Below are 20770 nucleotides of genomic sequence, written 5' to 3' on the forward strand. Positions count from 1 at the left end.
CAGCGCTCAGGCCATTGACTTGCGGATCGCCGCCGCCAGCACGGCCGGATCCTCTGCTCCAACCACCACATGCCGGCCATCGACGATGAAGGTCGGCACCATCGAAATACCCATCGCCCGAAACTGGCGCTCCGTGGCGCGCACCTCATCGATATCCTCGCCGGAAGCCAGATAAGACTCAACCTCCGCGCCGGGATAACCGCATTCGACGGCCACCTTGACCAACAGGTCCAAATCGCCAATCCGCTCGCCGCGCTGGAACTGGGCGACGAACAGCCGCTCGACGAGGCGGGCTGCATCGCCGTGTTGCCGCACCCAGTGGATCAGGCGGTGCGCCTGCAGGGTGTTGGCGCGGAGCTCGATCTTCTCGAAGGCATACTCGATACCCCACGGTCGGCCGGCGGCGCGGACGCGCTCGAACAGCGCCTCGACCGGCGCCGGCCCGCCAAATTTCTTTTCGAGAAACGGCCGGTAAGGCTCGCCTTCCGGCGGCGTATCAGGGTTCAGGAAAAACGGGCGCCAGCGTTTCTCGCAGACAAAGTCCGGCAGCTCGCGGCGCACCTCGGCGATAGCCGCATCAAGCCGACGCAGGCCGATGTAGCACCACGGACAAACAAGGTCGGAAACAATTTCGATGCAGGTCATGGGGCGATCATACAACCGAAAATCGGGGCAAATCGCCTGCCGTGACCAACCAACTCAGTCAAAATCTTCAGCACACTCCACCATCCAGCCCAGCGCCTTGATGCAGGCGCGGGCCATGGCCGGCGACAGCGCATCGTGGCCGGCGCTCGCCACCGGCACCCAGGTCGCCTCGGGCCAGGCTCGATGCAGGGTTTCTGCCGCGATCGGCGGACAGACCGGGTCGGCCATTCCCTGAACGATGACGGCTGGCAGATGGTGGATGCGGGAGATGCCAGCCAGCAATTGGCCGGGAACAAGAAAGCAGTCGCGCGTCAGGTAATGCATCTGGATACGCGCCCGGGCCAGCTGGATCGCATCGAGCTCCCCGTCGAGCGGCGCCTTGCCAACCAGCTCGCGCTGATAGTTCAGCCACAGCCGCGCCGCCTGCGCCGCCGCATCCGGATCATCGCCGAGAATGCGCCGGGCAAACGAGGTGAGCGGATGGGCTTGCTCGGATGGCGGCAACAGCCCGCCCAGGCCGCGCGCATAGGCGACGATTTCATCGTGCGAACCGAGAAAGATGCCGTGCAAGACCAGGCCATGCACGCTTTCGGGATAAATCTGGGCATAGGCCAGCGCCAACAAGCTGCCCCACGAACCGCCAAAAACGATCCAGCCGGAAATGCCGAGCGCCTCGCGCACGTAGTCGAGATCGGCGACCAGATCGAGCGTCGTGTTCGCCCCCAGTTCACCGCTCGGCAGGCTGCGCCCGGCGCCGCGCTGGTCGATCAGGACGACGCGAAAAATGTTGGGGTCAAACAGCCGGCGATGTTCTGTCAGGCAACCGCCACCCGGCCCGCCGTGCAGGAAGAGGACAGGGATACCGTCGAACGGGCCGCATTCCTCGACATGCAGGATATGGCCGTCGCCAACCGCCATCTGCCGGACGCAGCGCGGCCGGCACTCGGGGAAGAGATGATCGACCGACATCAGGCCTCGATCAGGCCGTTGCGCACGGCGACCAGCGTCAGCTCGGCGGCATTCTGCACGTTGAGCTTCTGCTTGATGTGATAAAGATGGGTGCCGACCGTGCTCGGACTCAGGCAGAAATCGTCGGCCACATCATTGACCGAACGACCTTCGGCCAGCTTCATGAAGACGGCCAGTTCCTTTTCGGTCAGCGTATCGACCGGGTTGGCCGAGCCGGACAACTGGGCCAGCGCGACGGCTTGCGCCAATTCCGGGTCGAGATAGCGACGGTCGCTCGCCACCTGGCCGACGGCGCGCAGGAACTCCTCGGGCGCCGCCCGTTTGCACAGGTAGCCGCGGGCGCCGAGACGCAGGGCGCGGACCGGCACGATGTCGTCGTTGTGAGCCGAGAGCATCAGCACTTTGGCCTTGGCATCCCAGGCCAGCAACCGTTCGAGCGCCGCCAGGCCGCCGATGCCGGGCATCGAGACGTCCATCACGACGACATCCGGGTTGAGTTCGGCGTAGAGACGAACGGCACTTTCGCCGTTTTCCGCCTCGCCGACCACGATGGCGCCAGCCCCTTCGAGCAGGCAACGGAAGCCGAGACGAACCATCGCGTGGTCGTCGGCGAGCAGGATGCGCTGACCTTGCAGTGCGTTGTTCATGCGAATTCCTCCGGGGAGTGTTGCGCGCTGGCGTCGGGCAGGCGGGCGAAGATGCGGAAGCCGCCGCCGGCCGGTTGTTCGAATTGCAGATGGCCACCCAGTTCGGCAATGCGTTCGCCCATACCGGCCAGGCCGAGTCCGCAGCCGGCTTGTGCCGAGGGCTGGCCGGTACGGCCACGACCGTTGTCGGCCAGGGTCAGTTGCAGCCAGCCGGCGACGCGGCTGATCGCCAGCTCGACCTGCGTGGCGTCGGCGTGGCGCACGACATTGGTCAGGCCTTCCTGCACGATGCGGACAACGGCCATGGCCAGATCATCGGCCACCGTTTGCGAGCCGATGGCGAGATGGCTGTTTACGGTGATTTCCGGGTGCTGCACCTGCCAGCCGGCCAGCTGGCGTTCGAGCGTGGCGGCCAGACCGTTGCCGGCAGCCGGACGCAGGCGATGCAGGATATTGCGCACGCCATCCTGCATTTCGCCGGTGACGGCAACGATACCCCGGGCCGGAATATGCAGCGACGGCGCATCGCCGGTGCGCTGGACGATGGCGCCGGCCAAGGCGCGGACGGCGGTGATGCCCTGGGCCAGTTCGTCGTGCAGTTCGCGGGCGATGACGCGGCGCTCCTCTTCGAGGCGGTCATGCATCTGGCGGTCGACTTCACGGGCGCTTTCAAGGCGGACATTCTCGTCAACCGCTTCGCCCAGCCGGTCGGCCATGCCGTTGAAGGCGCGCGAGATGCGGCCGAGTTCCGGCGTCGCAAAAACCGGCAGGCGGGTGTCGAAACGGCCGCGCCCGGTACGGTCGAGGGCGCGCATGATCTGGGCGAGCGGGCGCAGGGCCCGGCCCAGCGCCGTGCGTGTCGCCACGAAGAGCAGAACAAGCAAGGCCAGCGCCCAGCCGGCCATGGCGGCCAGATCGTCCCAGGCGTCGAGAATGGCGCGCGAATCATCAGGATGCAGCGTCAAGGTATAGCCCTCCATGATCAGCGTACGAGCCGGATATTGACTGGCCAGCAAGCCGGAAAACCAGCCCGGCACCTGGCGCCCGGCCTTGTAACTGGGGGCCGGCGAGCGATAGATGGTCTCGCCAACAGCCGTGCGGATTTCCAGTTCATTGGCGCGCACCCGACCGATGGCGCGCGCAACGCCGAGCAGCCGTTCGCCGCGCGTCGCGGCCGGCACGTCGTTCATTTCGCCAAGCACGGCTTTGAGCCATTGCTCGGAAACGCGCGATGCAGCCTCGACCTCTTCGTGAATGGCGTTACGCGTGCCGTGCAACCACAAGCCGGCGAGGACGATGAGGAGGCTGGCCGCCAGCGCGGTAAGAACGAGGCCGACACGGGTGTGCAGGCTGAGCCGCAATTTGCTGCGGTCAACCGGAAAAATCGGCCAAAAATGAAAGGTCATTTGCCGCCAAACACGTAACGCACGCCGAGCCAGGCAGAACGCGGAGCGCCCGGCGCGACGAAGGTTTCGCGACGCCAGTCGTCAGGATTGGTCTGCAGGCTGCCGCCGACAAAGGGGTTTTCGGCCAGGGCGCCGGCTGTGGCGTAGTGCTTGTCGAAGACGTTGTTGACCTTGGCGAACATCTGCCAGCCGCCACCCAGCCTGGCCTCGGCGTTGAGGTTGAGGATGGCGTAGCCGGGAACCTTGCCCGGGCCGTCGAAGGTGCGCGTGCTGCCCAGGGCATCGGTGGCAGTGCCGCTCTGGTGCTGGTTGTTCTCGTTACCACGCACATACTGGCCAGAGAAAGCCTGGACGTCGCCGCCGATGCGCAGCCAGTCGGTGGCGCGCCAGGCGAGGCCGAGCTTGAGGCTGTGCTGCGGCAGGCCGGGAATGCGGTTGCCCTTCTTGACGAAAATCTCGTCGTCCTGGCCACCGCCGGTACATTCCGCCGCCGTGCCGCGCGTGCTGTTGTTTTCGGCCAGGATGCAGGCGTCAGAACGGAAAGTGGCCTGCAGCCAGGTGTAGTTGGCGTACCAGTCGACGCGATGCAGGTTGCCGTTGAGGCCGAGTTCGAGGCCCTGACGCAAGGTCTTGCCGTAGTTGGTGAAATAGCCGGCGCTGGTCGAGGTGCCGACGAACAGGATGTCGTCGCTGCTCATGGTGCGGAACAGGCCGGCGTTCCAGTTCGCATCTCCCAACAATTCGCCGGCCAGCTTGCCGCGCAGACCGGCTTCGAGGGTGCGGGCGACGACCTGCTTCAGATACGGGTCGGCGGCCATCGAATTGGGCAGCGTGCACGGGTTGGCCGGGTCGGCGCAGCCGAGTTCGATCGGCGTCGGCACGCGGTTGCCCTGGCTGAAGCCGGCGTAGGCGTTGAGCGTCGGGACGATCTGCCAGGAGAGGCCGATGGCCGGGTTGAGCTTGCGGTATTTGTGGTCGCCGTCGAGGTTGGGCGCCGTCCGGTTGAGTTCGTCGAAGGTCGTGACGTGGCTCATGTTGTAGCGCGCCGAGGCGGTCAGGTGCAGGTTCGGCTGCAGCGAGAAGGTGTCGGTGACGAACAGGCTGGCCGTGCTGGTCTTGCCGTTGATCTGGTTTTCGACGACAACCGGCGACAGATTGGTCACGCCACGCGTGGCGTCGAGATCGCCCAGTTCCTGCGTCTGCTGGAAGTTGATGCGGGCCTGGTCGTAGGAGGCGCCGACGGCGAGCTGGTGCTGCTTGCCGCTGAAGTTCCACTGGGCGGCGAGGCCCGTGCTGCGCTGGGTCGTCCGCGTCCGGTTGTTGGCGCCGGTTTCGTCGGGTGCCGGGCCGACATTGCCGCCGTCAACCCAGTCCTCGTAGTCGGTCTCGTAGTCGTCGTTCATGTCGCCGTTGAGCGTGCGCGTCTTGGTCCGCCGGTGATAGACGCTGCCGCTCAGGCTCTGCGTGTCGCTGAGCCAGAGCTTGCCGTTGAGGGCGAGCTGGGTCATGTCGTTGCGCGTCTCGTCGGGGTGCGTGAAGATCGCTTCGCGGCGCTCGGCGAGCATCGATTGCGGCAGCAGCCCGTTGCCGATCAGCCGGCTGCGCGCCTTGGTCAACGTCAGGTCGGCCTCGCCGGCGGCGTTGCGGAAGGACAGCTTGCCGAAGAACTGTTTGACGTCGGACGGCGAATGATCGCGCCAGCCGTCTTCGCGAAACCAGTCGCCGGCGCCGTACCAGCCGAAGGTGCCGTTGTTGCCGCCATACTCCAGTTCGGTGTTGGTACGGTTGAAACTGCCGCCGGAAAGCTCGATCTTGCCGCCCGGGTGCGAGAAGCCGCTCTTGGTCCGGATGGCCAGCGCGCCGCCCAGGGTGTTGAGGCCAAAAGCCGGGTTTGAACCGGGAATCAGGTCGATGCCGGCAATCGCCGAATTGGGGATCAGATCCCAGTTGACCGTGTCGCCGAAAGGCTCATTGACTCGCACGCCATCGACGTAGACCGAAAGCCCCTGGGCCGTGCCGAGCAGCGGCGAGGCGGTAAAGCCGCGGTAGTTGAGATCGGCCTGGTAGGGGTTGCCGGTGACTTCATTGACGGTGACGGCCGGCACCTGGCGAAGCAGTTGCTCGGCGATGTTCTGGCTTTCGATTTCGTCGAGCCGGCTGTCGTCGAGCGACTGGACGTTGGCCGGCAGGTGCAGGCGCGGCACGCCGATACCGGATAGCGGCGTCGTGCCGACGACTTCGACGGTGGCCGTGGTGACGACAGCCTCGGCGGCGAAGGCCGGGGCGAAGGCAGCGGAGATGGCGATGGCGAGCAGCGAACGTTGCGGGATTTGTCTCATGATGTTGTTTTCTTGAGTTTGTAGTTGATCGGTACGACGACTTGAATTTCGTTGGCTTCCAGCGCCTCGGGTAGCGGCGGCAGGCTGGCCAAGGCTTCGAGCATGGCCAGCGCGTGCTGGTCGAGGACCGCGAAGCCGCTCGAACGGTCTAGCACGACGCCGAGCAGATTGCCCTTGCGGGCGACTTTCAGGCGCAGGCGGACTTCGCCCTCCCAGCCGCGCATGGCGGCGACGCGCGGGTATTCCTGATGGCGGGCGAAGAGTTCGCCGAGGCGCTGGCGATAGCCGTCGAGGACTTCGCTCTGCGGGCGTTGCGGGGCGATGGCCGGGGCCGGCCGGGCGGCTTCGGCAACCGGAGCGGCAACTGCTGGCGCGGCGCTTTCGGCAGCCATCGCCGATGACGACGATGGCGCGGGGGCCGGCACGTTGGCCGGCCCGGCAGTCTGCGTCGTTCGCGGAGCCGGCCGCTCCGAACGACTTGCTTCCTGCCGGGCCTTCTGGGGGACGGCTGCCGGCGCCGGGGCGACTTCGGCAACAGGTCCGGATTCGGTAACCGCGATCAGGCGGATCGAGGCAAAAATGGGCGGCAGGCTGATCGGGCCATTCTCGCGTTGCCACGAGGTCAGGGCAAACAGCGAGGCGTGGAGCAGCATGGACAACGCCAGAATTGCCCAGAATTTCCGGTTGACCGTGGGAATCACCGGTACCTCGATGTTGGCCGCGGTGATCACGGTTTCGCCCCCAGCGCTTCCCGCTCGGCGGCCGGAAAGAGATGGCCGACCGAGCGGCGATATTCGCTGGCCGCCACCGGCAGATTGGCGAACTCGGCCGGTAGCGGGCGGGCCAGCACGTCGTTCATGTCCAGCCCGGCTTTCGCCGCGTCGCGCATGGCGGCGCTCAGCCAGGTCAGCCAGGCGCGGGTCTGGCGAATCGGGGCGGCATCGCCGGTCGGCGCGCCGTGGCCGGGCAGCAAGACCTTGAAGCCAGCTTCGCGGGTCAGCGCTTCGAGCTGATCGAGCGCCTTGAGCCAGTGCGCGACGTCGGCGTGCGGCGTGGTCGGCGCGCGGCCGTTGAAGGCGAGGTCGCCGGCAAAGACGACACCGCTCGTTGCATCGACAATGACTAGGTCGGCGCCGGTATGACCGTCGAGGGCAACAAGACGCAGGCTGCGCCCGGCGACGTCGACAACGCCGGCATTCAGCGTCTTGCCGGGCAGCTGGACTTCGGTGCCCTTCATCCAGTCGCCGCTCATGCGGAAGAGGTTTTCGGCGAAAGCATTGCCATCGGCGGCGATGCCGTTGCGCGTTTCGGCCAGCGCAGCAATCGGCACATCGGCGAATGCCTGATTGCCGAGAAAGTGGTCGGGATGATGGTGAGTGTTGATGACCAGCGCGATGGGCTTGGCGGTGATCGCGGCAATCGCCCGGCGCATCTGCTGGCCGTAGCGCAGCGACGGCCCCGTGTCGATGACGATGACGCCCTGCGGGGCGACGATGAAGGCGGTGTTGACGATGTTGCCGCCGTTGTCGGTGGTGAAATCCTCGGTTTTACCGATGAAGGCGTAGACATCCGTGGCAAGCTGCACGGCCGACAGCCGGTAGTCGAAGTCGACCGCCCCGAGCTGGCCGGCAAACAGCATCAGTAGCGCACAGAGCAGCCGTTTCACTGGGCTATCCTCGCCTTGAAAGCGTTGCCGTTGTTGTCGCGACCAGTTGCCTCGACCGGGCCGTCGGCGCTGGTTCGTTGCAAGGTGAATACCGGATTTTCGCTGACCGGCTCGTAGGTCTGGACGCGCATCAGGCGCTTGCCGGCGGCGTCGGCAAAGTTGATTTCTTCGAGGAAGAAAGCCGGCGTGCCGGCGACCAGGCCGGTGTCCATGGGATGCACGATGCGCATGCGCAGCCGGCCGGCGTTCGGGCCTTCGCTCCACTGGCGGCCGCTCACTTCATTGAGGCGCTGCTGCCATTCCTTCGAACCACCCGCTGCTGACGGCGCCGTGCAGCCGCCGCCAACGGTGTTTACCCAGGTGCCGCCGACATGCCAGACGCCATCGGCGGTGCGCACCGCGGCACGGACCGGCGTCGACTGCTGGAGCTTGACGCGAAAACCGAGGAAAGCCGGCGCATCTTCGGGGAAAAAACGCAGCACCTGGACGATGGGATTGAAGTCGGCGAAGACGACGACTTCGACCACACCAGCCAGTGCCGTGGCATCGACAGTGACCGGCACCTGCATCGGGTTTTCGGCCGTCGATGGGGCAACCACCTTGACACGCGGATCAAAGAGCACGGGGGCCCCGGCCAAGAAAGCTTTCTGCATTTCCGACCAGCGTGCCGAGGCGAGCGGATCGCCGTTCTCACGCAAGGCGGCAGCCTCGGCCGGAGGCATCAGCGCCGCCAGGGCAATCGCCGCAATGGTCAGTGGGTATTTCATCGTGTCTCGCTCCTTTTGCCCTGTGGGCTCTTTGTGCAGACTCGTGTGCAAAGCGCGTGCCAAGAACCGCTGGTTTTGGCGAATCCCTGATCTGGCCGGCAACGGCGCCGTAGTGCCGGACACTGTCACGGCCTCTGAACAACCCGGGTGTGCAACTTTGGAGCAGGTGGTGACAATTGGAACAGACAACTGAATCACCTCCCGGCGACACGAATAGCCGCGCCGAACGCGGCTTCAGCCCCGCCAACAGGAGCGCCGGGCATTTTGACGTGGCTTGGCACAGCCCTTGCAGATTGTGTCCCCTGCCAGCGAGCCGGTTCAGGGAATGGAGGTGGCTCGCCAGCATGTCATTCCACGCGGCCGGACCGTGTTCAGCACGGTTTTCCGCGTTGGAACCATCGGATAATCAAGGAGACAATCCATGCATAGTCATACCCCTTTCAAGCGGAGAGTCGTTACCCTCGCGCTTCTGACGGCCGCCGCTTTTGCCGGCAGTCCGGCCAGCGCCGGCGTCACTGACGCCGACATCCTCAACGATGCCAAGACCCCCGGCGACGTCGTCAGCTTCGGCCTCGGCACCCAGGGTCAACGTTTCAGCCCGTCTACCCAGATCAACGCCAAGACCGTCAAGAATCTGGTCCCGGCCTGGTCGATGTCCTTCGGTGGCGAGAAGCAGCGCGGCCAGGAATCGCAGCCGGTCATCAGCAATGGCAAGATGTTCGTCACCGCTTCCTACAGCCGCCTCTTCGCTGTCGATGCCAAATCCGGCAAGAAGCTGTGGAAGTACGAGCATCGTCTCCCGGACGGCATCATGCCGTGCTGTGACGTGATCAACCGCGGCGCTGCTCTCTACGACAACCTGGTCATCTTCGCGACGCTGGATGCCCAACTGGTTGCCCTCAACCAGGACACCGGCAAGGTCGTCTGGAAGGAAAAGCTCGGTGACTACGCTGCCGGCTACTCCGCTACCGCCGCCCCGATCATCGCCAAGGGCAAGCTGATCACCGGCGTTTCCGGTGGTGAATTCGGCGTTGTCGGCCGCATCGACGCCCGCGATCCGAAGACCGGCAAGCTGCTGTGGACCCGTCCGACCGTTGAAGGTCACATGGGTTACAGCTTCAATGCTGCTGGCGAGAAGATCGAAAACGGCATCTCCGGCACCCTCAACGCCACCTGGACCGGCGACCTCTGGCAAACCGGCGGCGCCGCCACCTGGAACGGCGCTACCTACGATCCGGAAACCAACCTGATCTTCGCCGGTACCGGCAACCCGGCACCGTGGAACAGCCACCTGCGTCCGGGCGACAACCTGTTCTCGTCGTCCACCGTCGCCATCGACGCCGACACCGGCAAGATCGCCTGGCATTACCAGAACACCCCGCACGACGGCTGGGACTTTGACGGTGTAAACGAATTCGTTTCCTTCGACTACAAGGACCCGAAGACGGGCAAGATGGTCAAGGCCGGCGGCAAGGCCGACCGTAACGGTTTCTTCTTCGTGAACGACCGCACCAACGGCAAGCTGCTCAACGCCTTCCCGTTCGTCAAGAAGATCACCTGGGCAACCGGCTACAACCTCGAAACCGGCCGTCCGAACTACATCGAAGAAGGCCGTCCGGGCGACCCGACGCAAGGTGCTGACGGCAAGAAGGGCAAGGTCGTCTTCTCGGCACCGTCCTTCCTTGGCGGCAAGAACCAGCAGCAGATGGCCTACAGCCCGCAGACCGGCCTGTTCTACGTGCCGGCCAACGAGTGGTCAATGGACATCTGGAACGAACCGGTTTCCTACAAGAAGGGTGCTGCTTACCTCGGCGCCGGCTTCACCATCAAGGCTCTGAACGACGACCATATCGGCGTGCTGCGCGCTGTCGATCCGGCCACCGGCAAGATCGTCTGGGAAAACAAGAACTACGCTCCGTTGTGGGGCGGCGTCCTGACCACCGCTGGCGGCCTCGTCTTCTACGGCACCCCGGAAGGCTTCCTGAAGGGTGTTGATGCCAAGACCGGCAAGGAACTGTGGTCCTTCCAGACCGGTACCGGCATCGTTGCACCGCCGGTCAGCTGGGAACAGGATGGCGAGCAGATGATCGCCGTCACGACCGGCTGGGGCGGCGCTGTTCCGCTCTGGGGCGGCGACGTGGCCAAGCGCGTGAACTTCCTCGAACAGGGCGGTTCGGTCTGGGTCTTCAAGCTGCACAAGTAATAAATTCTCTCCCCTTCGGGCGCTCCGGCGCCCGATTGAAACGGCGCGGCGGCTTCGGCCCTCGCGCCGTTTTTCATTTTTGGCCAAAATTTCCGGTTGACCGTGGAAGATCACTTGCTTGCTCCGGCCCGCGACTCGAAGAAGACCTGGATGGCCCAGGCCAGCTCCTGTTTGAGCACCCCCTGCCAGGGCGGCATGTGGGTGACGCCGACGATGATCTTGCCGTTGCGCACCGTTTTGGCGAAGTAGGCATCGTTGTCGCGCAGGCAGGCAGCGTTCAGTTCGGCGTCGCTGATCCGCTTGCAGAAGCGGTTGAGATTGCGCAGGTCTGGCGCCGGGGCGGCGTTGGTGCTGGCATCGGCACCATGGCAGCGGGCGCAGGCCTGGTTGTAGGCCTGTTGGCCGATGGCCAGGGCAACCGGGTTGCCGCGGTAGGGGTTTTCGGCCAGCCAGCTTGCACCGAGCGGCGGCAGGCCGTCCGGCGACACTGCTGGCGCCACGGCGACTTCGTTGGCCACGGCGAGCGAGGAAGACAGCGCCGTCAGAAGAATGAGGATCAGTTTTTTCATGGTCATCACCAGTCGGTCGGGCAATTGGTGCAGCCCTCGAAATCGGCATCCTGAAACACTGCGAAGCGACGGAAGATGCCGGTCAGATCGGCTTTGCGGAAATTGACGGTAAAGAATTTGGTCTCCTGGAGGTTGGCGTTGTTGAGCCGGGCGCCGATGAACCAGGCGAAATTGGCCTTGGCCGCTTCGAGGTTGGCGCCGGTCAGGTCGGCATTGGTGAAATCGGTGCGAAACAGGCGGGCGAATTCGAGATCGGCACCGACCATTTTGGCGCCGCGAAAGGTCGCCGTCGGCGCACTGACCTTGTTGAGGCGGGCGGCTGTGAGGTCGGCCCCGTCGAGGTTGGCGCCGGCCAGGTTGGCGCCACGCAGGTCAGCCCGCGCCAGCTGGGCGCCACTCAGATCGGCGCCGGCCAGGTTCTGCCCGGCCAGATTGGCGTGGCGCAGGTCAGCCCCTGGGCAGCGGGTATGCGGCCAGATGCCGCAACCGTTGATGACCAGCGGTTCGAAGGGTTCGGCGGCCAATGCTACGGTCGACCCGAAAAAAAGGGCAAAAATGAAATGTCTGGGCATTGTCGTCATTCGAAAGATGCTTCGATCCAAATATTCCCAGGCTGAGTCGGCGTCCATGCAGCGCTGACCCAGCCTTGCTTGCGGGCAATCCGCAGGCCGGGGGAATCCGGCCTGCGGCGGGAACGGTCGGAGCGAAACGCTCGCTCAGTTCTTCAGCGACTTCGGCAGCTTGAACACCCACATCGAGCCACCCTGCGTCACCTGCTTGGTCAGGTCGGCCATGTCGCCGCCCCACAACGGCACGGCGCCGCCGTAACCGGACTGGATGCCGACAAACTGCTCGCCGTCCATTTCCCAGGTGATCGGCACGGAAACCACGCCGGAGCCGGTCTGGAACTTCCACAGTTCCTTGCCGTTTTTGGCGTCGAAGGCTTTCACGTAACCGTCCGAGGTGCCGGTGAACAACAGGCCACCAGCGGTGGTCATGGTGCCGGCCCACAGCGGGAATTTCTCCTTGTGTTCCCAGACGATCTTGCCGGTCTTCGGGTCCATGGCGCGCAGGGTGCCGACGTGGTCGTCGAACAGACGCTTGATGCGGAAGCCCTGGCCAAGGTAGGCGGAGCCGGCCTTGTACGTGAGCTTTTCGGTCCAGTAATCCATCGCCCAGTGGTTGGCCGGGATGTAGAACAGCTCGGTCTGCTGGCTGTAGCTCATCGGCATCCAGTTGGTGCCGCCGAGGAAAGGCGGCGAAACGAAGATCGAGTCGCCCTTGTCGGCGCCCGCTTTCGGCTTCGGCGGATGCTGGCCTTCGACGATGTTCGGCTTGCCGGTCTGCAGGTTCCAGCTCTTCGCCCAGGTGATGCCTTCAACGAACGGCCAGGCGCCGATCAGCGAAGTCGGCTTGTTCGGATAGCCGGCGCCGTTGGTCAGCTTCTCGCGGTCGGTGACGAAGAAGTAACCGTTGCGGTCGGCGTGGGCCGAGGCCTTGACCATCTTGCCGGTCTTCGGATCCTTGTATTCGAACAAGACCACCGAGTTGTTGCCGGAGAAGTCCCAGGCATCGTTCGGGGTGTGCTGGAAGAAGCCCTTGAGCTCGCCGTTGCTGGCATCGACATAGGCCTGGCCGGAGGTAAACAGGCTGTCCCAGTTGCGCGGATCGTCGCCTTCCTTGGTCCGGTGCCAGGTGTTCCACGGCGCCGGATTGCCGGTGCCGATGACTACCATGTTCTTGTCCACATCGTAGCTGGCCGTCTGCCACGGAGCACCGCCGCCGTGATTCCAGGCATCGACCTTCTTGCCATCCGGACCTTCCGGCCAGCTCGGCGCCTTGGCGTCGCCGGTCGGCGTGCTGTCCTTGCCGTTCAGGCGGCCCATGTGGCCTTCGACCATCGGGCGGGCCCAGACTTCCTCGCCGGTATCCGGATCGCGGGCGAACAGGTAGCCGACGACGCCGAATTCGTCGCCCGACGAGCCATGCACCAGCAGCACCTTGCCGCTCTTCTGGTCCTTCACGACGAAGGGCGCGCCAGTCATCGTGTAGCCGATCTTGTGGTCGCCGAACTTCTTCTTCCAGACCACCTTGCCGGTGTCCTTGTTGAGCGCCACGACGGTGGCGTCGAGCGTGCCGAAGTAGATCTTGTCGCCGTAGATGGCGGCACCGCGGTTGATCACGTCGCAGCACGGACGGATGTCTTCCGGCAGGCGGGCTTCGTACTCCCACAGGCGCTTGCCGGTACGGGCATCGATGGCGAAGATGCGCGAGTACGAGGCGGTAACGTAGATCACGCCGTCGTGCACCAGGGCCTGCGCTTCCTGGCCGCGCTGCTTTTCGCCGCCGAAGGAGAAGCTCCAGGCCGGCACCAGGTGATCGACGTTCTTGGTGTTGATTTTGGTCAGCGGGCTGAAGCGCTGGGCTTTCAGGCCAAGCCCGTAGGACAGCACGTCACTGGTCGTCTTGTCGTCGTTGAGGATGTCTTCCCAACTCACCGTCTTGCTGGCCATGGCCGGCGCACAAAAGGTGGCCACGACCAGCGTCGCAAGGATGGTCTGACGTGGATTGAACCGTGTAAATTCCATTTTTATTCGTCTCCTGAAGAGTGTCTTTGCTTTCCCGAGAGGCCGGGGCGGCCTGTCTTGATCGACGGGCAAGCCCAGTATAGAAAGCCGATTTGTCCGAAGTCTCGGGACAAGCTCACCCCCAAACCGGGAAAAATTCCCGACCGTCATCCAGCCGGTATGAAACCTGCTCGGAGTCACTACAACTAAAAACAAGGTGGAGACATGGATCTGCGTAGACGGCTGGTGATCTGGCTCGGCGGCTTGCTCGCCGGACTGATGCTGATGGCGACGCTGATCAACCTTCACTCGCTGCGCGGCGACATCCAGGCCGAAGTGGCCGCCTCGGAGCAACTGGTCACGGTCCTGCTCAAGGCCGGCGATGCCCAGTCCGGCAACAAGGCCGAGCTGGAAGCCCTGCTCAAAAATGCCCAGCTACGCCACCTGAGCATCCACCTTGATGACGCGGCAGCCAAAGCCGAGGAAAAACCGCACTGGCTCGCCCCCCTGCTCGGCATTGCGACCAGCGCCACGCCGGCCCAGACCATCCGCCTCGGCGACCAGACCCTGACCATCGCCGCCAACCCGAACTCGGAAATCGAGGAGCGTCTGGGCGACACTGTTCGACTTTGCATCACCCTGTTGCTCTATTCTGGAGCAACTCTGCTCGTCGCCTGGTGGTCGGCCGATCGCGCGCTGACCCCGGTACGTGAGCTGGAGGCCGGGCTGCAGCGGCTGGCCGACAATGCCCCCGACGCCGCCATGCCGCCATTTGCCCTGCGCGAATTTCGCCGCGTGGCCAGCGCCATTGATGCACTGGCCAGCAAACTGGACGCCTCCCGAGCCGCCCAGCAACAGCTGGCCCGCCAGCTGATTGCCGTGCAGGAAGAGGAACGCCACACTCTGGCAAGGGAATTGCATGACGAGATGGGGCAAACGCTGACCGCCATCGGGGTTACCGCCGCCTTTCTCGAACGCAACGCCACGCGGCTCGACGCAGCAAACATCGTCGAATGCGCCCAGGATCTACGGCGCGACGTACGGACCAGCGGCGAGCAGTTGCGCGCCATGCTCAAGCGCCTGCGCCCGCATGGTCTGGATGCGCTCGGCCTGGCCAGCGCCCTGCGCGAACTGGTGACCAGCTGGCAGCAGCGCGAGTGCGGCATCGCGTTTGATCTCGAGATGCCGGCGGAACTACCCGTGCTGGACGAAGCAACGGCCCTGGTGGTCTACCGCGTGGTGCAGGAAGGGCTGACCAATGTGGTTCGCCATAGCGAAGCGCGGCATTGCCGGATTCGCATTGAGGTGGCACGGAATACGCTCTACTTGAGCGTGGAGGACGATGGAAAAGGCCTGCCCGAGGCCGGCCCGGCACGCCGCGGCGGTTTGCTCGGCATGGCGGAAAGGCTGGAAATGGCCGGGGGCAGTCTGCACATGGAAAACAACGCAATAATCGGGTTGCATCTTCAGGCTCGCTTGCCGATGGGCCAGGAAGAACGACAGGAGGAACAACGATGATCCGCATCATTCTGGTCGATGACCACGCCGTCGTCCGCACCGGCTATCGCCGCCTGCTCGACGCCGAGCCCGGCCTGCAGGTGGTCGGCGAAGCGGCCTGCGCCGACGAGGCCAATGCGCTGATCATGCGCGTCGCCGTCGATGTCGCCGTGGTCGACCTCAGCCTGCGCGGCAGCAGCGGCATCGAAGCCATTCGCCGCATGCTGGCCCGCCAGCCCGGCCTCAAGGTTCTCGTCCTTTCGATGCACGAAGGCGCCGGCCACATCACCCAAGCCCTGCGCAGCGGCGCCCTCGGCTACCTGACCAAATACAGCGAGCCGGGCGACGTCATCGACGGCATTCGCCGCGTCGCCACCGGCAAGCGCGTCTTTTCGCCGGAAATCGCCCAAGTGCTGGCCGAAGAAGCGCTTGACGGCAACGGCGCCCTCGCCCACCTGACGCCACGCGAGTTCGAGGTGCTGCGCATGCTGGCGCACGGTGAATCGGCCAACTGCATCGCCAGTTCCATGCACCTGAGCCCGAAAACGGTGTTGAATTACCTCACCCTGATCCGCCAGAAACTCAATGCCGACAACGACTTCAAACTGCTCCACCTGGCCGCAAGGCATGGCCTGGTGGATATGAACCATGCCATCAGCGCCTGAAAACCGCCCCCTTCAACAATCAACAACCCGGAGTAGAGAAATGTTCCGTCACTCAACACTGGCCGCTTTGCTGGCCTGCAGCCTGATCACCCCCGCCGCCATGGCCGACGCCAAGCTCGATGCCGAGATGAAGAAACTCGCGCTCAGCAGCGGCTGCACGACCTGCCACGGCATCGAAAAGGACAAACCGGGCCCTGACGGCCTGAAGCCGATCGGCCCGGCCTGGATCGATGTGGCCGCCCAGTACCGCGGCAAGCCGGGCGCCACCGAATTCCTGACCCGCGTCGTCCAGGAAGGCTCCAACCCCTACTCCAGCCACTGGAAGAACCGCGTTTCCGGCATCGCCATGCCGCCCAACGCCGTCGCCATCAGCCCGGCCGATACCCGCCAGCTGGTTTCCTGGATACTGTCGCTGAAGTAAGCGGCAGCGCCCGCCACTGTCGGCCCAACCTTCCGGAGTTTCCGAGCATGAGCAAACCTTCTCTCGCCGCCCGCCTGGCCGTGCACCTTGCCAGCCTTCTGCTGGTCGTCTGTTGCGGCACGGCCCTGGCCGGTGACCGTGCCACCCCGCGCGAAGCCCGCGCCCTCTTCGACCAGGCCGTGAAGTATCTGCAAGCCAATGGCCCCGAGAAGTCCTGGGCGACCTTCAGCGACCGCAAGGGTGCTTTCGTCAAAAAAGATCTCTATGTTTACGTGATCGACCGCAAAGGCACCTATGTCGCCAACGGCGCGGCGCCCGACACGCTGGTCGGCCTCAATGTGCTCGATAGCGTTGATGCCGCCGGCACGCCGCTCTTCCGCCACATGATCGCCGTCACCGACAAGCAGACCGAGGCGCGCATACGCTACGTCTGGCTCAATCGCAAAACCAATCACGTCGAGTCCAAGAATGCCTGGCTGTACCGTCAAGGCGATTACATTCTTGGCGTCGGCTATTACTCGCCGCACGCCACGGCGATCGATGCCCAGAAGCTGCTCGGCGAGGCCGTCGCTTTTGCCATCAAAAATGGCTTGAGCAGCGCCACCAAAGCTTTCAACGACACCAGAGGGGCTTTCGTACGTGACGACCTCTACGTCTTTGCGGTCAATCTGGACAGCGGAAAATTCGAGGCGCACGGCGTGAACCCGGCGTGGACCGGCACCGACGCGCGTACTCTCCATGATGTCGAAGGCCACGCGCTGATTCAGGAAATGATCGACCAGGCGAAAAGCAAGGGCACCGGTGTCGTCGATTACGTCTGGCGCAATCCGGTCACCAATGCCGTCGAGCGCAAGCGCTCCTTCATCCAGCGCGTCGACAACAGCCTGCTCGGGGTCGGTTACTACCTCGACTGAGCGGCTGCACCCAATTCAAGCATTTCAGAATTGGGCAAAATTTCTGGTTGACCGCAGGAATGACCCAAACCGGCCCGCGAGGCCGGTTTTTGTTGCCAGTCCATTTCCCAATTGCCGACTGGCCTGCCACGGTAGATACTGGAAACAGAGGATGGTTTAGCGTCGCGCCGTCCACCCGGTAGAGAAGGGATGTCATTGCTTTTAATGAATACCCGGCCGAAGTCCGTGGAGAGGGAGATCGTCATGTTTGCGCCATTGAATCGGCTCAGCATCCGCAACCGGATCTGGGGCATTGTTGCCATTTTTGTCGGCAGTATCCTGCTGACCGGTGCGCTTGATGTCCTGACCCTCAGGGACACCCTGCACCAGGAAAAGGAAGACAGTATCCGGCAACTGGTCGAAAGTGCCCATGCCGTGCTTGGGCATTACCAGAACCTCGAACGCAACGGCGAGTTGAGCCGGGAATTGGCCCAAGCTGCAGCCATCGAGACGATCAAGGGCATGCGCTACAACGGCCGGGACTATTTCTGGCTTAACGACAATCAGGCTCCACCGCGGATGCTCATGCATCCGATCTCACCGGAGCTGGATGGCAAGCTGCTACTCGACGACAAATTCAACTGTGTGACCAGCATGCGCAACGGCACGGAAGGACCTTTTGTCCCGACCGATGGCAAGAAAAACCTGTTGCAGGCCTTCGCCGAACTGGTGGCACAAACCGGGCAAGGCTATGTCACCTATCCGTGGCCCAAGGTCACTCCGGATGGCAAAAGCACGCCCGAAAGATTCCCCAAGCTGTCCTATGTCAAAGGTTTTGCCCCTTGGGGCTGGACCGTCGGTTCCGGCATCTACATTGATGACATCGATGCCGCGATTCAGACCAGGGCCGTGCAGCACATGTTGCTGCTGCTCGGCATCACCACCACCTTGTTGTTGCTGACCAGCCTGATTGCTCGCAGTATCACGGTGCCGCTGCTGGCCACAATGCGCACCATGCACGCCATTGCGAGAGGCGAGGCCGGACTCGACAAACGCCTGGCCATCCAAGGAAAGAGTGAAATATCCGAACTGGCGTCCAATTTCAATGAAATGCTCGACCACATAGAGATCCGGGACAGGGCATTGCTCGCGCATCAGGAAGGACTGGAACAGGAAGTCGCCAAGCGCACCGCCAGCCTGAGCGAAGTGAATCGACAGCTGGATGCGGAACTGGTCGAGCGCAGGCGCATCGAGAAGATCATTGGCGAGAGCAAAAACCGCATGCATGCCTTGCTCGATGCCACCGATGAAGCGGTACTGCTCCTGGCGCCGGATGCCACGGTTCTCGAGATCAACACGTTCGCGGCCCGCCGCTTCGGGAAAACGCCGCAACAGATGGTCAGGACAAATTTTCTCGATCACATGCCACCCGAACTGGCAAAGTCGCGCCGGCACATGATGCGTGCGGCGGTCGACAGCGGGGATGTGGTCCGCTTCCAGGACCAGCGGGGTTCAACATGGTTTGACAACAACCTGTACCCGGTCAAGGACGAAAACGGCGTCGTCGAAAGCGTTGCCGTCTATGCCAAGGACGTCTCCGAGCAAAAACGTATCAAGATGGATGAGGACCTCTTCCTGCAACTGGGCACGGTACTCATGCGCTGGGGAGTCGATTCAATGGCCATCTCCCAGATTTTCTGTGACGGCATTCTGCCTATTTTCAATCTCGACGCTGCCTGCATCGTGGTTACCGGCAAGGATGGCAAGCTTTCCCTGGCCGCGGCTTCAGGGAGTCTGACGAGCAAGGCCATGGAACACGTTGCCGGCAGTGGCAGTGAAGCCTTGGCATGCCTGCCGTTGGCCTCGGTAATTGCCAGCGGAAAACATCTGGTAGTGTCGCTCACCAATGAGAGTTGCGCGGTCTGCAAAGCGAGAAACGAGGCACTTACCGACTGCGCAACGGCCATCCTGCTGCCCCTGAATATCCACGGCGAATGCTGGGGTGTTCTGGCGCTGTATGGCAAGGAACCCGACCAGTTTACCGACAGCCTGTTGCAGCAACGCCTGCTGGCCAGCGCCAACCGCCTGGTCATCACACTGGAATCAGCCTTGCGCCAGGAAAGGCTGGCTCTCTTTGATCTGGCCCTGGCCGAAGTCGGCAATGCGGTGATGATCACCGATGTCGCCGGCAAGATCATCTGGGTCAATCGCTCCTTTACCCTGCTTTCCGGCTACACCAACGAGGAACTGCACGGCCAGCCGCCCTCCCTTTTCAACTCCGGCACCCAGGATGCAGTGTTCTTCCGACATTTCTGGCAGAGCATTTCGGGCGGAGCGACCTGGCGCGGCGACATCGTCAACCGGCGCAAGGACGGCAGCCTGTACACCGCCAACCAGATGGTGACGCCGCTGTTCAACGCCGAGGGCAAGATCAGCCACTACATCGCCGTACTCGAGGACATCAGCGAACGCAAACGCCAGGAAGACGAGCTGAAGAAGAACTACGAGCATTTACGCGCCCTCAACGAACAACTGGCAAATGCCCAGAACCAGCTCCTGCAATCGGAAAAAATGGCCTCCATCGGCCAGCTGGCAGCCGGCGTCGCCCACGAGATCAACAACCCGATCGGCTTCGTCAACTCCAACCTGGGCACACTGAAAAACTATGTCGACGAACTGCTCGGCGTCATCCACGCCTATAGCGCCGCCGATCCACTACTCGCCGGGCATCCCGAGTTCAACGCCAGCATCGCCGCCCGCAAGGCAGAGGCCGACCTCGACTTCCTCGGCGAAGACATCCATGGCCTGCTCAAGGAATCGCGCGAAGGGATCGCCCGGGTCACCAGGATCGTCCAGGACCTCAAGGATTTCTCACGCATAGACAGCATGGACTGGGCCCTAGCCAATCTCGAACAAGGGCTGGACAGCACGCTGAACATAGCCATGAACGAAATCAAGTTCAAAGCCGATATCATCAAGGAATACGCCGGCATCCCCGATATCGAATGCCTCGGCTCGCAGTTGAATCAGGTGTTCATGAATCTGCTGGTCAATGCAGCACAGGCCATCGAAACGCATGGCACCATCACCATCCGCACCGGCACGACGAGCGATGCAGTCTGGATCGAGATTGCCGATACCGGTCGGGGCATCCCGCCCGAAAACCTCAAACGCATTTTCGACCCCTTCTTCACCACCAAGGCCATCGGCCAAGGCACCGGCCTAGGCCTCTCGCTGGCCTACAGCATCGTCCAGAAACACCATGGCAAACTCGAAGTCAGCAGCGAAGTCGACGTTGGCAGTTGCTTCCGTGTCGAAATTCCACAACGGCAACCGGAGCCTGCAGCAGCAAACCCGGTCGCGGCCTGAGTCGGGAGTAGGCATCGGAATGGCGCTTGACTTGAGCCCATAGCTCGGTCAATCCCGTTCGGTTCTTGCGCCCCTTGAATTGACTGCTCCATTCCTGAACACCTGTTGAGCAGTTGATCACACCACGGCCTGCTCCAGGCCTTGTTG

General features: G+C 63.4%; 18 protein-coding genes. 6 read left to right on the top strand and 12 right to left on the bottom strand.

Annotated features, from left to right (window positions below):
* Window positions 1-6: 6 nt before the first annotated feature.
* From AC07TV_RS11660 to AC07TV_RS11695, 8 genes are read right to left on the bottom strand one after another with little or no spacing between them, the layout of a single operon-like run.
* Window positions 7-645, bottom strand: a complete 639-nt coding sequence (locus tag AC07TV_RS11660) for a DsbA family oxidoreductase (RefSeq protein WP_494648529.1) — start codon at window positions 643-645, stop codon at window positions 7-9.
* Between the two features lie 54 nt (window positions 646-699).
* Window positions 700-1614: an alpha/beta fold hydrolase gene (locus tag AC07TV_RS11665; RefSeq protein WP_494648530.1), complete on the bottom strand. Its 915-nt coding sequence runs from the start codon at window positions 1612-1614 to the stop codon at window positions 700-702.
* Window positions 1614-2261: a response regulator gene (locus AC07TV_RS11670; protein ID WP_494648531.1), complete on the bottom strand. Its 648-nt coding sequence runs from the start codon at window positions 2259-2261 to the stop codon at window positions 1614-1616. The genes AC07TV_RS11665 and AC07TV_RS11670 overlap by 1 nt, the downstream gene beginning before the upstream one ends.
* Window positions 2258-3667 (bottom strand): HAMP domain-containing sensor histidine kinase, encoded by a 1410-nt coding sequence (locus tag AC07TV_RS11675; RefSeq protein WP_494648532.1) that lies wholly within the window; start codon window positions 3665-3667, stop codon window positions 2258-2260. Before AC07TV_RS11675 ends, AC07TV_RS11670 begins: the two co-directional genes overlap by 4 nt.
* Window positions 3664-6006, bottom strand: coding sequence for a TonB-dependent receptor (locus tag AC07TV_RS11680; RefSeq protein ID WP_494648533.1), 2343 nt, complete (start codon window positions 6004-6006; stop codon window positions 3664-3666). Before AC07TV_RS11680 ends, AC07TV_RS11675 begins: the two co-directional genes overlap by 4 nt.
* Entirely contained in the window at window positions 6003-6737 is a 735-nt protein-coding gene (locus AC07TV_RS11685; RefSeq protein WP_494648534.1) for an energy transducer TonB, read from the bottom strand. The genes AC07TV_RS11680 and AC07TV_RS11685 overlap by 4 nt, the downstream gene beginning before the upstream one ends.
* Complete coding sequence (locus AC07TV_RS11690) at window positions 6734-7672, bottom strand: quinoprotein relay system zinc metallohydrolase 1 (protein ID WP_494648535.1); 939 nt, start codon at window positions 7670-7672, stop codon at window positions 6734-6736. Before AC07TV_RS11690 ends, AC07TV_RS11685 begins: the two co-directional genes overlap by 4 nt.
* Window positions 7669-8439, bottom strand: a complete 771-nt coding sequence (locus tag AC07TV_RS11695) for a quinoprotein dehydrogenase-associated SoxYZ-like carrier (protein WP_494648536.1) — start codon at window positions 8437-8439, stop codon at window positions 7669-7671. Before AC07TV_RS11695 ends, AC07TV_RS11690 begins: the two co-directional genes overlap by 4 nt.
* Window positions 8440-8860: 421 nt before the next feature.
* Between AC07TV_RS11695 and AC07TV_RS11700 the strand changes: the two genes are divergently transcribed.
* Complete coding sequence (locus tag AC07TV_RS11700) at window positions 8861-10642, top strand: PQQ-dependent methanol/ethanol family dehydrogenase (RefSeq protein ID WP_494648537.1); 1782 nt, start codon at window positions 8861-8863, stop codon at window positions 10640-10642.
* Between the two features lie 110 nt (window positions 10643-10752).
* Here the strand turns inward: AC07TV_RS11700 and AC07TV_RS11705 are convergent, their stop codons facing one another.
* From AC07TV_RS11705 to AC07TV_RS11715, 3 genes are all read right to left on the bottom strand, one after another.
* Window positions 10753-11211, bottom strand: coding sequence for a c-type cytochrome (locus AC07TV_RS11705; protein ID WP_494648538.1), 459 nt, complete (start codon window positions 11209-11211; stop codon window positions 10753-10755).
* Between the two features lie 5 nt (window positions 11212-11216).
* On the bottom strand, window positions 11217-11783 hold the full coding sequence (locus AC07TV_RS11710) for a pentapeptide repeat-containing protein (RefSeq protein ID WP_494648539.1): 567 nt from the start codon (window positions 11781-11783) through the stop codon (window positions 11217-11219).
* Window positions 11784-11927: 144 nt separating this feature from the next.
* Entirely contained in the window at window positions 11928-13799 is a 1872-nt protein-coding gene (locus AC07TV_RS11715; RefSeq protein WP_494648540.1) for a methanol/ethanol family PQQ-dependent dehydrogenase, read from the bottom strand.
* Between the two features lie 204 nt (window positions 13800-14003).
* Between AC07TV_RS11715 and AC07TV_RS11720 the strand changes: the two genes are divergently transcribed.
* From AC07TV_RS11720 to AC07TV_RS11735, 4 genes are read left to right on the top strand one after another with little or no spacing between them, the layout of a single operon-like run.
* The gene (locus tag AC07TV_RS11720) at window positions 14004-15296 is read left to right on the top strand and encodes a histidine kinase (protein ID WP_494648541.1); all 1293 of its coding nucleotides are present in this window, start codon (window positions 14004-14006) and stop codon (window positions 15294-15296) included.
* Window positions 15293-15940: a response regulator gene (locus AC07TV_RS11725; protein WP_494648542.1), complete on the top strand. Its 648-nt coding sequence runs from the start codon at window positions 15293-15295 to the stop codon at window positions 15938-15940. Before AC07TV_RS11720 ends, AC07TV_RS11725 begins: the two co-directional genes overlap by 4 nt.
* A gap of 40 nt (window positions 15941-15980) precedes the next feature.
* A complete protein-coding gene (locus tag AC07TV_RS11730) occupies window positions 15981-16361 on the top strand; it encodes a c-type cytochrome (RefSeq protein ID WP_494648543.1) in 381 nt (126 codons plus the stop codon).
* A 47-nt stretch (window positions 16362-16408) separates the two neighbouring features.
* Window positions 16409-17275: a cache domain-containing protein gene (locus tag AC07TV_RS11735; RefSeq protein WP_494648544.1), complete on the top strand. Its 867-nt coding sequence runs from the start codon at window positions 16409-16411 to the stop codon at window positions 17273-17275.
* Here the strand turns inward: AC07TV_RS11735 and AC07TV_RS11740 are convergent.
* Window positions 17263-17520 carry a hypothetical protein gene (locus tag AC07TV_RS11740; RefSeq protein WP_494648545.1) on the bottom strand — a complete coding sequence of 86 codons (258 nt, stop codon included), beginning with the start codon at window positions 17518-17520 and terminating at the stop codon, window positions 17263-17265. The two genes, AC07TV_RS11735 and AC07TV_RS11740, sit on opposite strands and share 13 nt — an antisense overlap.
* Here AC07TV_RS11740 and AC07TV_RS11745 point away from each other — a divergent pair.
* Window positions 17519-20623 carry a cache domain-containing protein gene (locus tag AC07TV_RS11745; RefSeq protein WP_494648546.1) on the top strand — a complete coding sequence of 1035 codons (3105 nt, stop codon included), beginning with the start codon at window positions 17519-17521 and terminating at the stop codon, window positions 20621-20623. The two genes, AC07TV_RS11740 and AC07TV_RS11745, sit on opposite strands and share 2 nt — an antisense overlap.
* Window positions 20624-20770 lie beyond the last annotated feature (147 nt).

The organism is Azonexus sp. GW821-FHT04F04 (assembly GCF_059420025.1).